The 14,702-nt window shown below is 38.8% G+C and carries 9 protein-coding genes and 4 pseudogenes; 6 read left to right on the plus strand and 7 right to left on the minus strand.

Annotation, left to right across the window (positions count from 1 at the left end):
- The first annotated feature begins 12 nt into the window (after positions 1-12).
- Genes AC4BBX_RS08955 through AC4BBX_RS08965 form a run of 3 tightly spaced genes read left to right on the plus strand, consistent with a single transcriptional unit; the run spans position 13 to position 3,466 of the window.
- Positions 13-1,335: an ABC transporter substrate-binding protein gene (locus AC4BBX_RS08955; protein WP_490453522.1), complete on the plus strand. Its 1,323-nt coding sequence runs from the start codon at positions 13-15 to the stop codon at positions 1,333-1,335.
- A gap of 21 nt (positions 1,336-1,356) precedes the next feature.
- Positions 1,357-2,742: a CehA/McbA family metallohydrolase gene (locus tag AC4BBX_RS08960; protein ID WP_490453523.1), complete on the plus strand. Its 1,386-nt coding sequence runs from the start codon at positions 1,357-1,359 to the stop codon at positions 2,740-2,742.
- On the plus strand, positions 2,732-3,466 hold the full coding sequence (locus AC4BBX_RS08965; protein WP_490453524.1) for an HAD family hydrolase: 735 nt from the start codon (positions 2,732-2,734) through the stop codon (positions 3,464-3,466). Before AC4BBX_RS08960 ends, AC4BBX_RS08965 begins: the two co-directional genes overlap by 11 nt.
- 126 nt (positions 3,467-3,592) lie before the next feature.
- On the opposite strand, the pseudogene AC4BBX_RS08970 reads toward AC4BBX_RS08965, so the two are convergent.
- Positions 3,593-4,872: pseudogene (locus AC4BBX_RS08970) on the minus strand (PTS sugar transporter subunit IIC).
- A gap of 550 nt (positions 4,873-5,422) precedes the next feature.
- On the opposite strand from AC4BBX_RS08970, the gene AC4BBX_RS08975 reads away from it, so the two are divergent.
- A complete protein-coding gene (locus AC4BBX_RS08975) occupies positions 5,423-6,463 on the plus strand; it encodes a YdcF family protein (protein ID WP_490453525.1) in 1,041 nt (346 codons plus the stop codon).
- A 23-nt stretch (positions 6,464-6,486) separates the two neighbouring features.
- Here the strand turns inward: AC4BBX_RS08975 and AC4BBX_RS08980 are convergent.
- From AC4BBX_RS08980 to AC4BBX_RS08990, 3 genes and pseudogenes are all read right to left on the minus strand, one after another.
- A pseudogene (locus AC4BBX_RS08980) lies at positions 6,487-7,648 on the minus strand (IS256 family transposase).
- A gap of 387 nt (positions 7,649-8,035) precedes the next feature.
- Positions 8,036-10,213 (minus strand): heavy metal translocating P-type ATPase, encoded by a 2,178-nt coding sequence (locus tag AC4BBX_RS08985; protein ID WP_490455795.1) that lies wholly within the window; start codon positions 10,211-10,213, stop codon positions 8,036-8,038.
- Positions 10,214-10,291: 78 nt separating this feature from the next.
- A pseudogene (locus tag AC4BBX_RS08990) lies at positions 10,292-10,486 on the minus strand (cation transporter); the annotation flags it as partial.
- Positions 10,487-10,801: 315 nt separating this feature from the next.
- Between AC4BBX_RS08990 and AC4BBX_RS08995 the strand changes: the two are divergent.
- Positions 10,802-11,986, plus strand: coding sequence for an IS110 family RNA-guided transposase (locus AC4BBX_RS08995; protein WP_490453526.1), 1,185 nt, complete (start codon positions 10,802-10,804; stop codon positions 11,984-11,986).
- A 115-nt stretch (positions 11,987-12,101) separates the two neighbouring features.
- Here the strand turns inward: AC4BBX_RS08995 and AC4BBX_RS09000 are convergent, their stop codons facing one another.
- Complete coding sequence (locus AC4BBX_RS09000) at positions 12,102-12,713, minus strand: CadD family cadmium resistance transporter (protein WP_490453527.1); 612 nt, start codon at positions 12,711-12,713, stop codon at positions 12,102-12,104.
- A gap of 16 nt (positions 12,714-12,729) precedes the next feature.
- Positions 12,730-13,092 (minus strand): ArsR/SmtB family transcription factor, encoded by a 363-nt coding sequence (locus tag AC4BBX_RS09005; protein WP_490453528.1) that lies wholly within the window; start codon positions 13,090-13,092, stop codon positions 12,730-12,732.
- Between the two features lie 175 nt (positions 13,093-13,267).
- Here AC4BBX_RS09005 and AC4BBX_RS09010 point away from each other — a divergent pair.
- A pseudogene (locus tag AC4BBX_RS09010) lies at positions 13,268-13,996 on the plus strand (FAD-dependent oxidoreductase); the annotation flags it as partial.
- Positions 13,997-14,120: 124 nt separating this feature from the next.
- Here AC4BBX_RS09010 and AC4BBX_RS09015 read toward each other — a convergent pair.
- Positions 14,121-14,699: a rhodanese-like domain-containing protein gene (locus tag AC4BBX_RS09015; RefSeq protein ID WP_490453529.1), complete on the minus strand. Its 579-nt coding sequence runs from the start codon at positions 14,697-14,699 to the stop codon at positions 14,121-14,123.
- Positions 14,700-14,702 lie beyond the last annotated feature (3 nt).

Genomic DNA, 14,702 nt, shown 5'->3' on the forward strand with positions numbered 1-14,702 from the left:
AGGAGGAAGAAAATGAAACGGAATAAAGTAAGATTAATGGCATCAGTGTTGGGAATTAGTGTATTGTTAAGCGCTTGTGGGAACCAATCAGGAGAAGTATCTAGTTCAAGTACAACGAATGAAGTAGATTCGACTGAAAGAGTAAGCATTGATTTTTGGTATGGTTTAGGTTCGGTTGCAGGAGAAACGATGGAAGAGATTATTAAAGAATTCAATGAATCTCAAGAAAACGTGACAGTGAAGGGTGTCCAACAAGCGGATTATTCAGAAACATGGCAAAAAGTACAAGCTAGTTTAGCGGCTCAAAATGCGCCTGCTGTTTTCATTGCACAATCCGGGACGGTGAATGCTTATGGCGGCGATGAGGGAGTACTTGAACCATTAGATGAATATCTGTCAACGGAAGGATTTAATGAGGATGATTTATTAGATGTGTTTACGAAAAATAATGAAATCGATGGACAGACATACGCAGTTCCAGCTTATGGAACGACGCAGATTATGTATTTTAACCAGGAAGTTTTTGACGAAGCAGGAATTGATCCAACAGAAGCCTTTTCTTCTTGGGAAAATCTAGCATCCGCCTCCAAAGAAATTAAAGAGAAAACAGCCGCTACAGATGGTCATATGATTATGTGGGGAGCAGATAACCTAGCTGATCTGGCTTTGAGTAATGGAGGTAGCTTTCTATCAGAAGATGGTAAAAAGGCGACAATCAATCAACCGGAATGGGTAGAAGCTTGGGAATTTGCAAGAACGCAGCTACATGAAGATGAGAATATGGGAATTATTTCTGGTGGTCAAGGTTGGGAATATTGGTATAAAACAATTGACCAAGTAATGACCGGAAACGCGGGAAGTTATACAGGATCCTCTGGTGATCGCGGAGATTTAGATTTTTCGAAAATTGATGCTCGAAAACAACCTGGATTAAATGGTCATGAGGCAAAACCCGTAGCAGGAGGATTAAATATGGCGATTCCTAAAATAACAGAGCAAGAAGAAAAAGATGCTGCATTTGAATGGATAACGTATTTTACTAGCGCTGAAGTTCAAGCAAAATGGTCTCAAACAATCGGTTATGTCCCTGTTCGTGAATCAACGGTTGATGTACCGGAGTATAAACAGTTCTTAGAAGAAAACCCTTATGCGAATATTCCTTTTGAACAATCATTAACAGCAAGTCCTGTATTTATTGATCCAACAGGTGGGAAAATAAATGACGCCTTGACAATAGCGGCAGATAAAGTGGAGTTAGAAAATATTTCAGCTAAAGAAGCTTTGGATGAAGCGAATCAAGTTGCCCAAAAAGAATTAGATAAGATTAATAATTAAAAGAATGGGAGTCATTGTTTGATGCAAGAAAAGTGGGAAATTTACCTAAATGATGAGCCGCTAGATGATAGAAAAAGTGGTGAATTTTATCTTGAGATAGCGAAATCAGTAGAGCAGATCGAGGTTCAGATTACATTGGCCTCTAACCAATGGTGCCAAGTCACACTCCATGATAAATCTGGTGCCAGAGGACAAGTATTAAAGACGCATTTACAAGAAAAGGTTGTTGGTTTCATCGGCCAAAGCGTGGCCACAACGTCCGCCACAATGATAGCTGGATCAATTCCTTCAGGTGTGTGGCGAGTTACCTATGAAATTGAAGGCGAAGTAAAAGTCCAATCAGCATTGCACCTCACCATTTTGCAACATGCAACTAACCAATGGATAGAAGAAGGGACCGAAAACATTATGGTTCATCCAAAATCTAACCATAAAACGGGTTGGGTTAAAGGAGATTTGCATACGCACACTATTTTTAGCGATGGAAAAATGAGTCGTGAAAATAACTTATGTAGTGCAGCCAAACAAGAGTTAGATTTTTTTGTGGCAACTGACCATCAAGTGGTTACCCATCTTTGGCCGAAGTCAGATATAGCTGTATATGCTGGGGTTGAGTTAACCACACCAATGGGTCATGGAAATTTTTTGGGTGTGAATCATTTGTTAGTAGAAGCATACGAAATCTCATCCTTACCAATTCACACGCAAATGATGGACTTGATTAAAAAAAATCGAGGCAATGGTTTATTCTCTGTGAATCATCCTTTTCTAGAGCCTTGGGAGTGGCAGTTAGATGAGCTACCTTTAGCATGGATAGATGCACTTGAGCTTTGCAATGATCCGACTTTTCATGACAATACGGCAGCTACTGAAAAAGCGTTGCATTTCTGGAGTAAACTATGGAATGATGGCTGGAAAATTCCTGGTGTAGGGGGATCGGATAGCCATTTATTAATGACTGAGAAGTATCCAGGTAGCGAGCTTCCTTCGCTAATAGGAGATCCTGCAACCTACATTCATGTACGCGCGTTAAATCAAGAGGACTTGTTAAAAGGTATTAAAGAAGGAAAAACGCTACTTTCTAGAACAGGGAAAATTTTTTTATCGTCTTTAGAAGACAGGGAAATCTTACCTGGACAGCAAATGAAGCGATTGACGGGAACGTTGGAAGTTGCGATTGAAGGGGATCAGTTTGTTACATTTGAATGGGTTCTAGATGGTCAAATTGTTCAAACGAAATCAGGGACGGTATCTACGTTTACCTATCAGTTTAATCAAGAAGACTACCACTGGTTGCGAGTGGATATTAGAGGAGATCAAGGAATCTTTTTAGGAACAATGACACCTATCTATTGGCACAATCAACCGTCCAAATTTAGTATATGGAAAGATGTTTATGATGGATAGAAAATATAAAAAAGCTATTTTATTTGATAAAGACGGCACGTTAATTGAGTATAATGATTTATGGACTAAAGCTATTTTTGGGATGGTTATGGCATTAGATAAGAAATTCTCTCGAAAGTCGATGTTTGATAAGACGCTCCTTTATCAACAATTAGGAATATTGGAGACACATGTTTCGGATGCTTCACCATTAGGAACAGGAACAACCGCTCAAATTGCAAGTGTCTTACAACATTTTTTTCTATCTGAGGAAGCTGAGATGTTAGCTTTTGTGCGAGATTATTTGTATCAGTACACCCTTTCACATCAAGAAGAGTTGGTGCCGATTGGAGATCTACCACAATTACTTCAGCGCTTAAAAGCAGAAGGTTATATGTTAGGAATCGTTACGTCAGATGATTACGAATCAACCTTGTTTACATTAAAGGTGTTAGAGATAAAAACTTATTTCGATGTGGTAGTTACAGGAGATCGATTTGAACCCAAACCAAACAGAGAGGCATTGAGGTATGCAAGTTCGATCCTCGATGTGTTACCACAGAATATTTTGTTTGTAGGAGATTCTAGTGTGGATGCACAATTTTCTCGTCATTGTGGTATGGGAGCAGGTGTTACAAGCGGTTTAGCTTATGAAGAAGAGTTAAGAGAGCTAAGTCCGTATATTTATCAAACAATCCATGATATACCCTATCAGGATCTTTTTACCCAAATGAGTCAGTGCTAGTAAAGATTGTAGGACCGTATTAAGAGAAGCACTTTTTATGAGAGGCTATTTAGGCAATATCGCTAGTATAAAACAAGGAGAGGATGACAATCAGTCATCCTCTCCTTGTCAGATAGATATGAATTTTTATAGTTGTCCTAATTCTTGTTGTTTAAAGCGTTTTTCTACAGCTAAGAAGAAGGGTAGATAAAGAAGGATATCTAAGATTACGATAACAATCTGTAATACCGCGCCCATCAAACTACTTGTTGTAAGGAAACCACTGATAATAATCGGCATCGTCCAGGTGGCGACTGTTCTGGTGAATGGAACCAAACCAGATGCCATAGCAAAATAGGCGACAATAACATTAACAATGGGTGCTAGAACGAATGGAACAACTAATAAGACATTTAATACGATGGGTAACCCAAACATCGTAGGCTCATTAATATTGAAAAGTCCTGGAACTACCGTGATGGGTGCCAGTACTTTTGTTTGTTGACTGGTCTTTTTCTTGCGTGCCAAGTAACCTAAAACCAAAACTAATCCCAGCGTGGCACCACCGCCACCGATATACACAAAGTTATCCATAAAGGAACTAGTAAAAATATGAGGCAACTCTAAACCAGCTTGATAAGCTTCTCTATTTGCATCTAGGTTAGCCAGCCAAACAGGTTGCATAACAGAATTGACAACATTACCACCATGGATCCCAACGAACCAGAATAAACTATTGAGTGTGACAAGAATCATTGTCCCAAAGATATTATTTCCTAATAGGCCAAGAGGTTTTCCTAAGACAACTTGAGCGATGGCATGGATATTTGGTAGCCCAAAGGTATCTAGTAGACCAAAAATAATTAGCAAAAGGTAATAATTACTGCCCCAGGAATGATCGCACTAAAACTCCTAGCGACAGCTGGGGGGACACTATCAGGAAGCTTAATTTGAATGTCTCTATTAATAAACCACGCATAGACATAACCGTTTAATAACCCTAAGACAATGGCTACAAACAGACCTTGCGCAGCCATGTAAGTGGTGGGCATACCAGCTCCGGCATCAGATGAGATAAAAGGAGTGACCGTAATAAATGTAGCTAATGAAATAATTCCAGAAGATACTCCATCTACCCCATATTGATTCGTTAAACTATACGCAATCCCAAAACTAGCAACTAAACCAATTAAACCAAAGCTGCAATCTACCCCTTTCCATAAATAAGACGCAACGCCAATATCACCTAACCAAGTTTCCCACCCTGGAACTGGAAAACTAGCAATGATCATAAACAAAGAACCAATAATAATTAGCGGCATAGCTAAAGTAATTCCATCTCGAATCGCGATTAAAAACTTATTTGCGCTTAATTTTCCTGCCACAGATAACATTTTTTCTTCTAAAAACGTATTTAGCTTATTCATTATTTTTCCTCCTATACGATGTAGCCTATTTTCAAAATGTCTTCTATAAAAATGACTGAAAGATGATTGATATAAATAACTTAAAACCGGTTAAATCCTCCTTTCATGGTATAAGGTCTGATTGATAGCTGGTAAAGTTTAAAAATCAAGAAGCGCTATCAAGCAGAACAGTGAATCATTCAGACATTTTCACAAATACATTTGAATGCCGTAATTCCTGTGATACTTAGTAGTTATCGAGTTTGTTACTAATTATGATAGATATTTTTTTTAAAAATATCAACGCTTACACAGATAAGTGGAATAGGATCTTTATCTTATTTATAGAGAAAAGAGAATACCTCTTGTTTATTGGTATGTCTTATTTTACAAGAAATATTTTTTTGTCATACTTATTCAAAGGTAAGAGAATGAGTCAGAAATAAATCATTTAAATCGTTTTTTTACGGAACTATTTTGAAACTTTAATCGATAGTTCTGTTTTGTTGGGTACAATCATTAGGAGTATCTACAAAGACAAGTCAGTAATGAGATTACAAGGAGTGAATCGATGTTTTTGGATGGATTGAATAGAAACTTTGCTGAGAGTCAAGCCTTTAATAAAAGCTTGGCTCAAGAAAGAACTAATTTTTATGAAAATGAACAATTGCGATTAGAAGAACGAGCAAAAATTGCCATGAAAAATTTTGGAGAGCAAGAAAATTCGAAGCTGTTAAAAGAACTCTTAACAAGGTTGTATACATTAAATCCCGAGGAAGGGAACTATTTAATGGGGTTAGGGTTTCTTTCCATGAATACCGGTGAAATTGAATCCGGCTTCAACTATTATCTTCAAGCCTATAAACAGATGAAAAAGGAGGAAGCCTTAATCCATATCGGCCTTTATGCGAAAGCTTTGAATCAACAAGAATTATATGTAAAAGCAAAGAAAGAGTTAGCCATACCTGCTTTCAAAAAAGCAGAGCGCCATTTTCATTGGTTAGAGCAAAAAATGGACACGGCAAAAGATATCCCGCTAACGATCGACATGCCAGCTACATTGCCGGAGAAAAATCATCTATTTGTCTTGTTAGGGTATGAATTACGTGATGATGGCACGATGCAGGAACCTTTAATGGAACGTCTAAAGATAGCCAAAGAAGCCTTAGTCCAATTTTCTAGCTCCAAAATTATCGTAAGTGGAGGTATCGAAAAAAATGGGTTTACAGAAGCGAGGCAAATGAGCAGTTGGCTAATTCGTAACGGTATTGATCCTCAACGAATTTTGCAAGAGAATCAGGCGGTTGATAGTATGGAGAATAGTATTTATTCGTTGAAATTAATCGAAGAAGAAAAAGATATTCACTTTGTTACGTTACTATCTAGTGCCTCACATATTCGACGAGCTACCGTGTTATTTGAATTAGTTGATGAGCAGATGGCACAGCGTCAAGCTCGTGAGAAGAAGGTATTTACGAATATCTCTTATCAAGATTTTTCTGAGGATAACCGAGGGGTGATAGATTTTTTTGGAATTGCAAGAGATTCCTTGAGAATTACCGGCTTATGGGGATTTCCAGGATTTAGCCATAGTGTCAAGAATCTTGTGTAAAGTCCAACCCTGCTATTTTTCGTTTATCCATTGACGAGCTGACCGAATCCCTTGTGTATCCTTGAACCAAACTTTCGATTGTAATCGATGCACACAGAACAAAGGAATCGATCCAATGATGCTTCATTGGGGAACTGTTCTTTACGCTTGGTCAAACGCTTGAGTTGTTTGTTAAAGCCTTCGAGTAGATTAGTCGTGTAGACACTCCGGCGAATGGCTGGATCCATCGCATAAAAGCTAAATAAACTCGGATGATCGAGGGAGAACTTGTCATTAAGCTTGGGATACTTCTTCCCGAAGCGTTCGAGAAAGGCTGCTAATACTTGTTGTGCTGCCTCAAGGTCTTCTACTTGATAGCCATCCTTTAACGCATCCAAGACCTCTTTTCGATCTTTGACTCTCACCATGCGGGCTACGGAACGAGACAGATGAACCCAGCAGGATTGATGGAGTGCTTGTGGGAAAACACTCAAGCAAGCATCGCGTATACCGGCTAACCCGTCACTGACAAAGAGATCGACTCGTTCCAATCCTCGTTCTTGCAACGACAAAAGCATTTCCTGGTAGTTATGCGAAGACTCCGAGGGAAAGACCACATAATCTAATACCTCTTTATGACCCTGTGGTGTAATGCCTACCATGAAGTGAACCGCCTCTTTTGAAACACTATCGCGCCGGACATTCAACCACGTTGCATCCAAAAAGAGCACGGTGTAATGAGGTGCAACGGCCCGGGTATGGAACGCATGCACTTGCTCTTCCATGGCAAGACTCATGTTGCTGATGGTTTGTGGGCTATAGTGGGCGCCATACATGCGCTCAATCAGTTCCGCAATTTCTCTCGTCGTCAATCCTTGCCGGTAAAACTTAATGACCATTTGCTCCAGGTCGTCGGTAGACCGTTGGTAGGGCGATAGGGTCACTGGACTGAATTGACCGTTTCGATCCCGAGGCATGACAACACAGATTTCTCCAAAGCGCGTTTTGATGAAAACGTTCATAGGAGCCATTCCTTGAATTGTCGCTCCCGTAGCCTGAAAACTCGTACTTGTCGTATTGCAGTAAAGCGGTCATTTCTTGCTGTGGCAACTCGTTCACAGCTTTTTCGAGTTCTACTCGAATTAACTCGTCAATCGACTCGCCTTGGTACAGTATTTCCATCAAATTCGTGGTAAAATAACTCATGAGAGGACGCCTTCTTTCCCTGTTTATGTTTTGTTTTGTCACTTAACATTGTAACAAGGTTGGGGTCCTCTTTGCTATTAGAACCAGTTATTCAGTTTACACAAGATATTTTACGCTACCAAGAAGTACTCTAGAAGTAATAAATATGAAACTTTACTGTTATTAGTAAGTGATTTAGAGACGATTTAACGGACAATGACCTTGCTTTCGATTTGAAATGCTCTCTGAATATTTGATAACATCAATCTTGATTTTAAAGAAGGTTCAAAAAAGGAGTAATTGGTTAATCATTATCAAACAAAAAAGGACGAGAGCAATGCAAATTGCGTTCTCATCCTTTGCTATCTATTGTTTTATCTTATACTTAACACCTGATAGTATTAACATTTATTTTCTCAAAACACGCATGGCGTTCAATACAGCAACAACTGTTACGCCAACATCTGCAAAAACAGCTTCCCACATCGAAGCAACACCAAGGGCACCTAAAACCAAAAATACCCCTTTGATGGCTAGTGCAAGAATGATATTTTGCCAGACAATTTGGCGAGTATCTTTGGCCACTTGCATGGCCGTTCCAATTTTAGACGGCTTGTCGTCCATGATCACGATATCCGCCGCTTCAATGGCTGCGTCTGATCCTAAGCCACCCATCGCAATCCCGATATCTGAACGGGCCAATACAGGCGTATCGTTGATACCGTCGCCCACAAAAGCAACTTTTTCTTTTTTGTTTTTGCGCGCCATAATTTCTTCCATTTTCTCCACTTTGTCTTGTGGAAGAAGTTCCGAGTGGATTTCATCGATGCCTAATTTACTTCCAACAGCCTCAGCGACCGCTTTTGAATCGCCCGTAAGCATAATGATATGTTCGACGCCTTTTTCTTTCATTAAGGCTATACCTTCTGCAGCGTCCTCTTTAATCGTATCGGCAATCAAAAGGTAACCAGCATAAACACCCTCAATAGCTAAATAGACCACCGTTCCGACTTCTTCTACTTCTTTAAAAGGAATATCATATTTAGCCATTAATTTAGCATTTCCGGCTAATATCTCTTTCCCATTAACAATTGCTTGAACACCATGGCCTGAGAGATCATTGTATTCATCAATTCGTCGTTCATCAATCTCTTTCCCGTAATGTTCTTTGATAGAAACCGCAATCGGGTGTGAAGAATGGGTTTCCGCATAAGCGGCTAGTTCTAAGAGTTCTTCATTATTGAATTCTGGTGTCGATTGAATATCGGTTATTTCAAATTCCCCTTTGGTTAAGGTTCCCGTCTTATCCATAATGACATATTTAACATCGTTTAAGCCTTCTAAGAAGTTGCCGCCTTTCACTAAGATCCCTTTACGTGAAGAAGCACCAATTCCGCCAAAGAAACCGACGGGAATCGAAACAACTAAGGCACAAGGACATGAAATAACAAGGAAAATAGCTGCCCGGTAAACACCATCGTTAAACGTCATTCCAGGAATAGTCAAGGGTAAAAGAACAGCTAATAAGACAGCTAAAATGACCACAATCGGCGTATAGTAACGAGCAAACTTTGTAATGAATTGTTCGGTTGGTGCTTTACGACTGCTTGCATTCTCAACCAGCTCGAGAATTTTTGTCACGGTTGACTCTGAGAAGGGCTTTTCAACCACGACTTCTAGCAAGCCGCTTTTGTTGATAAAACCACTTAAAACGTCGTCACCTTCTTTAACACTTCGGGGCATTGACTCACCGGTTAAAGCAGACGTATCCATAGCGGAAGAACCGCTGACCACTTTTCCGTCTAAGGGCACTTTTTCGCCTGGACGTACGAGAATGGTATCGCCGACTTTAATCGATTCTGGTGAAACTTGGCGTGTACTGCCATCGGCTAACTTTATATTGGCGTAATCCGGACGAATATCCATCAAGTCTGCGATTGAGCGACGTGATTTGTTTACGGCCACATCTTGAAAAACTTCCCCCACTTGATAGAAAAGCATGACGGCTACTGCTTCGGGATATTCTTGCACATAGAAGGCAGCAAGTGTCGCAATCGTCATCAAAAAGTTTTCATCAAAGACTTGGCCATTAAAGATATTTCGAACGGCTCGCCAAATCACATCATAGCCGGCCACAAGGTAAGCGACCACAAACAAACCAAAGGAAAGGGAAGGGGTAATGGGGGCAAAACTTGCCAGTAAAAGCACTGACACGGCAAGGATTAAGCGACCGATGGTTAACTTAATTGCCCAATTTTCTGGTCTTTTGTGATTCTGTTTCTGACCCGATTTTTCTGACTGGAGACCCCTGTCTTCTCCAACTTCCTGACCTGTAGCTTTTATAAGAGGGATGATATCAGGTTCTAGTTTTCTAATTTTAGTTTTAACCGAAGAAAGAGTTTTAGTGTCATTTTCTGCCACAAGATCAAAGCTTAATGTCTGGGTCATGTAATTCACGTTACTATTTATGACACCGTCTATTTCAGACACGCCATTTTCAATCTTGGCGGCACAATTGGCGCAATCAATTCCCTCTAATAGCCATTCATGATGGCTTTCCTCATCTTCTTTGGATTGACTTTCCAAAGCAATTGCTGGGTTTATGTTAATCAATTGCCCATCTGCTTTGTTTTTTAAAGTAACGTCGGGTTCCAACTTGTTAATTTTTTCTTGTATATTGACTAAGATTAAATTTTCTTGTTCATCAGCAACCTCAAACCTCAAGGTTTCTGTCATGAAATTCACATTGCTTTCAGTCACTCCGGGAATTGAAGCCACGCCTCGCTCCACTTTAGCAGCACAATTGGCGCAGTCAATTCCTTCCAGGAGCCACTGATGCGATTTCTTCTTTTCACTCATCGTTTTCTTCCTTGTATATTATATTTAAGGCTTTAATCTTCCGATTTTTAGAGGAGAACCTTAGGAACCTTTTGTTATTTTTTATTTGGTATTTACTCAATTATTTGAGAAAATATACTTAATGGATTGAGAGGTAGATTGTTTCTTCCTTGAGTTTTCAAACTCGTAATCGAAAGACTAATCCCTCTCTCTGTTAAGCTGTTTACGAATGAGTTAGATGTTGAAGGCAAATGCCTTACTCCGTATCTAGAACAAGGTAGTGACGCTTTTCAGTTGAGTGGCAATCAATCCAAATTTTGTAAAGAAGGTGTGCTTATGTTTTATCTAGGTATTGATATTGGCAAACGAACACACGTCGCTTCCGTCATGAATGACGATGGAAAAGTCCTACTTAAAGGTTTTTCTTTTGCGAATTCTTTGGACGGTACTCACGCTCTTTTAGAACGACTTACTTCTTTCTCTGATTCCACAGAGGACTTTCTTGTTGGTATGGAAGCCACCGGTCACTATTGGTTAGCCCTTTTCTCATTTCTTGATGAACAACAGTTTCTTGTTCACGTCATCAATCCCATTCAAACAGATGGCTGGAGAAAAGGAACTGAAATTCGTAAACGAAAAAATGATAGTATCGACTCAGTATTAATTGCTGACTTAATTCGCTACGGTTCATTCAACGAAACAGCTTTAGCGGACGAAACCATGTTCTCCTTACGTCAATTGACTCGTTATCGTTCATATCTTGTTGGCACAGCTGGCGACTTTAAACGAAAAGTCATTGCCATACTAGACCAAATCTTTCCTGAGTACGAAAAGGTGTTTTCAAAAGTTGGCATTTTTGGCAAGGCCTCCAAAGCCGTCCTATCTGAGTTTTCGTCTCCTGATGAATTCAATCAAGTTTCTGCCGAAACATTAGCTGAAACACTCCGTGTAGCGAGTCGAAGTCGTGTTGGACAAAGCAAGGCAGAGGCACTGAAAACAGCCGCCGCTCATTCTTTTGGTGTTCGTTTTGCTCAAGATGCCTTTGTTTTTCAATTACGTTCTATGATTGATCAACTCAGCTTTTTAGAAGAACAAATTAAACGAACAGAAGAAGAAATTGCACAATTAATGGCTTCTCTTCATTCGGTCATAGAAACCGTTCCTGGTATTGGAGCTGTCCTTGGTGCGACGATTTTAGGTGAAATTGGCGATATTCAGAAATTTTCTACGCCTAAAAAACTAGTAGCTTACGCAGGAATCGATGCGTCTGTCTCAAAATCTGGTGAATATGAAGCCACTCACAACGTGATGAGTAAACGTGGCTCTCCCTACTTAAGAAAAGCACTGTTTCAAGCGGCACTCATTGCGTCCAGATGTGATCCAGTTTTCAAAGCCTTTTATGATAAGAAACGAGCAGAAGGAAAACACCATCTTACAGCGATTGGCGCTGTTTCAAGAAAGCTATGCTATATTATTCATGCCATTCTAACAAAGAATGAACCGTATGAAATTCGTCAGTAGTGAAAAAATAATCTTTCTGAGGTTTATTTGTGATGCACTTATTCGTTATTTTTCAATCAGAAGATTTTATTTATTTTCACTTGACTTTATATAGTTAGTCTTTCACATACGAGCCTTATAAACCGAATAACGTTTGAATGGTCCCGTTTTCTAGCATAATAAAGATTCCTAAACCGATAAAGACAATCGGTACAATAATTCGTTCATACTTTTCCAATGTTTCAGAGACAAACGAAATTTTTGCCAATCGATAACTGATGTAGCAAAGCACCGCAATCGATAGAGCAAAAACGACTATAGCAATGACTATTTCAGAAACAGATAGAGCGGTAAAATAAGGAATATAAATCCCTAAATTATCTCCACCGGAAGCAATTGTAATTAAAGCAACAGACCAAAACAAACGGTTGGACCCTCTGGACTCTAACTTCTCCACGACTTCCTCTTCTTCTGCTTCTTCTTCGCCTCCCATAGCAACTCGGATACCTAAATAGATAGGAATGAGTCCCAAAAGTCCGAACATCCAATCTTGGGGGATAAAATTCAGCACATAAGCAGCAAATAAACTAATGGCTACTAAAATGCCGGTTCCAAGATATTGCCCGAAATAAATCTGACGAAGTCCTTTTTGTGTATAGGCTTGCGAGAAAATAATCAGTAAGATAAATAAATAATCGATGCTGGTCGAAATATACACAGCAATTGCTGAAAAAATAATTTGTAACAAAATATTCTCCTCCAAACTAAGACGTCAAAGATAAGCTGTTTGGCATGTCTAAAACTATACGAATAGTCGAAAGGATTTCTTCATTCGTTAACGAGTAGTAGACTTCTTTTCCGTCTTTACGTGATTTCGCCACGCCTTGCTTTTTTAAATAGCTCAAATGGTGTGACGTCGTAGCAATACTAGCGTCTAATACTTCGGCTAAATCACAGACACACATTTCTTTGAAGGTTTCTAAAGCATAGAATATCTTAATTCTAGAAGAATCACTAAAACATTTTCCTAACACAAGTAAATTCGATAAATCTTTATTTTCTAATTTATTTTTTACCACATCTACTTTTTCAGGATGTATGATCGTCGTTTGGCAGACTTCAGTCATTTCATTCACCTCTCATTCAAACGTCCATTTGATTATAATATAGATATTATACATTCTACATGAGGTGATAGTCAAACGATTGTTTGATTGTTTAACTATTTGATTTTCTTGCAATAATAAATCTTTTAAATTTATATAATGACTTTTAACAGAAAATTAAAATTAAAGTGGACATGTCGATTATTTAACGAGTACAACTTTATTAGAGCTAGAAGAAGTTCCAGAAAGATTGACTGTTATTGGTTCAGGTTATATTGGGCTAGAGCTCGGTCAATTATTCCACAATTTAGGTGCTGAAGTAACATTAGTACAGGGAAGTAAACAATTACTAAAAGATTATGATCCAGAAGTTTCGGCAGCAGTTGAAAAAGCCCTTCATGAACGAGGCATACAGGTTAATATTGGTATAAATTATGACCATATCGTACAAGACGGTGGTATTAAAAAACTAACACTCACTAAAAACGGTATTCAAAAAACGATTGAGTCTGACTAAGTATTAGTTGCGACTGCTCGAAGTCCGAATACAGACGCTTTAAGTTTAAGTGCAGCTAGTGTTGATATAGGGGAAAACCATGAAATTTTAATGAATGAATATGGTCAGACAAGCAATAATCGGATTTATATGGCAGGAGATGTTTTCTTAGGCCCTCAGTTTGTATACGTAGCAGCATATGAAGGCAAGATTGCAGCAGATAATGCAATGGGTGGTTTAAATAAAAAGATCGATCTATCCGTTGTTCCTGGAGTAATATTTACAAATCCCGGAGTAGGTACAGTTGGGTTAACAATCGAGGATTTAACAGACACAATGGCTCCCTATTTAACGATCGTGGAAGGACTGAAACTTACAGCGCTTGGTTATAATAATGATATTTCAAAATTATCGTGTTGCGCGGGGTAAAAAAGGGTGCAACGGGAAAAGTTGATGTTCTACATGCACGTTTAAACACTTTTAAACGGACAATGACTTTGCAGATCCTTACAGGAACGGCAAAGCCATTTTTTTGAAAACATCTTATAATTTATTATTTACCAATTTCTAGAATGGCTTTCATTCCGCCTTCAATTACTTTAGGATTTAATCCTTTTGATTCAAGGAAAGAAGCCGCTGCAGTACTTCGGTTACCAGATCCACAAAGCGTAAAAATTTGTTTGCTCGTATCCAGTGATTGATAATCATTAACTAAATCCTCAAATGGAATATTGACCAAATTCTTCTCAGGTGCTGGTCGTGTAATTTCATCTGGATGTCTGACATCAAGTAATATAAAATCATCTGATTTATTCAGGAAATCTTCAGAAGGGATAGTTTCCGTTGTCTGTAAGTCTTCTTTGGGGACTTCATCTATCAAAAGATATCCATTGTTTTGAGTAAAACCTAATTCATCAGCAAGTTCAGAAAGTTCTTCTAAATGAGCTTCTTCCTCAGAGCCAACGATAAAAATAACGGGTTGATTTACATCGAGATAATAAGTTGCATACGTTTTAAAGTTACTTGGGTTAAGATTGAGAGAGTTTTTAATATGTCCCTCTTGGTACCCATGTTGAGTTCGAACATCAACCAGTTGTTGGTTCTTAATGTCCTCGTAAAATATTTTCTTCATTTG

The sequence above is a fragment of the Enterococcus sp. AMC1157 genome (assembly GCF_058216555.1).

Coding starts and splice junctions, on each gene's coding strand:
- AC4BBX_RS08955 (WP_490453522.1), top strand. CDS start 13: ATGAAACGGAATAAAGTAAGATTAATGGCATCAGTGTTGGGAATTAGT.
- AC4BBX_RS08960 (WP_490453523.1), top strand. CDS start 1,357: ATGCAAGAAAAGTGGGAAATTTACCTAAATGATGAGCCGCTAGATGAT.
- AC4BBX_RS08965 (WP_490453524.1), top strand. CDS start 2,732: ATGATGGATAGAAAATATAAAAAAGCTATTTTATTTGATAAAGACGGC.
- AC4BBX_RS08975 (WP_490453525.1), top strand. CDS start 5,423: ATGTTTTTGGATGGATTGAATAGAAACTTTGCTGAGAGTCAAGCCTTT.
- AC4BBX_RS08995 (WP_490453526.1), top strand. CDS start 10,802: ATGTTTTATCTAGGTATTGATATTGGCAAACGAACACACGTCGCTTCC.
- AC4BBX_RS09005 (WP_490453528.1), bottom strand. CDS start 13,092: ATGACTGAAGTCTGCCAAACGACGATCATACATCCTGAAAAAGTAGAT.
- AC4BBX_RS09015 (WP_490453529.1), bottom strand. CDS start 14,699: ATGAAGAAAATATTTTACGAGGACATTAAGAACCAACAACTGGTTGAT.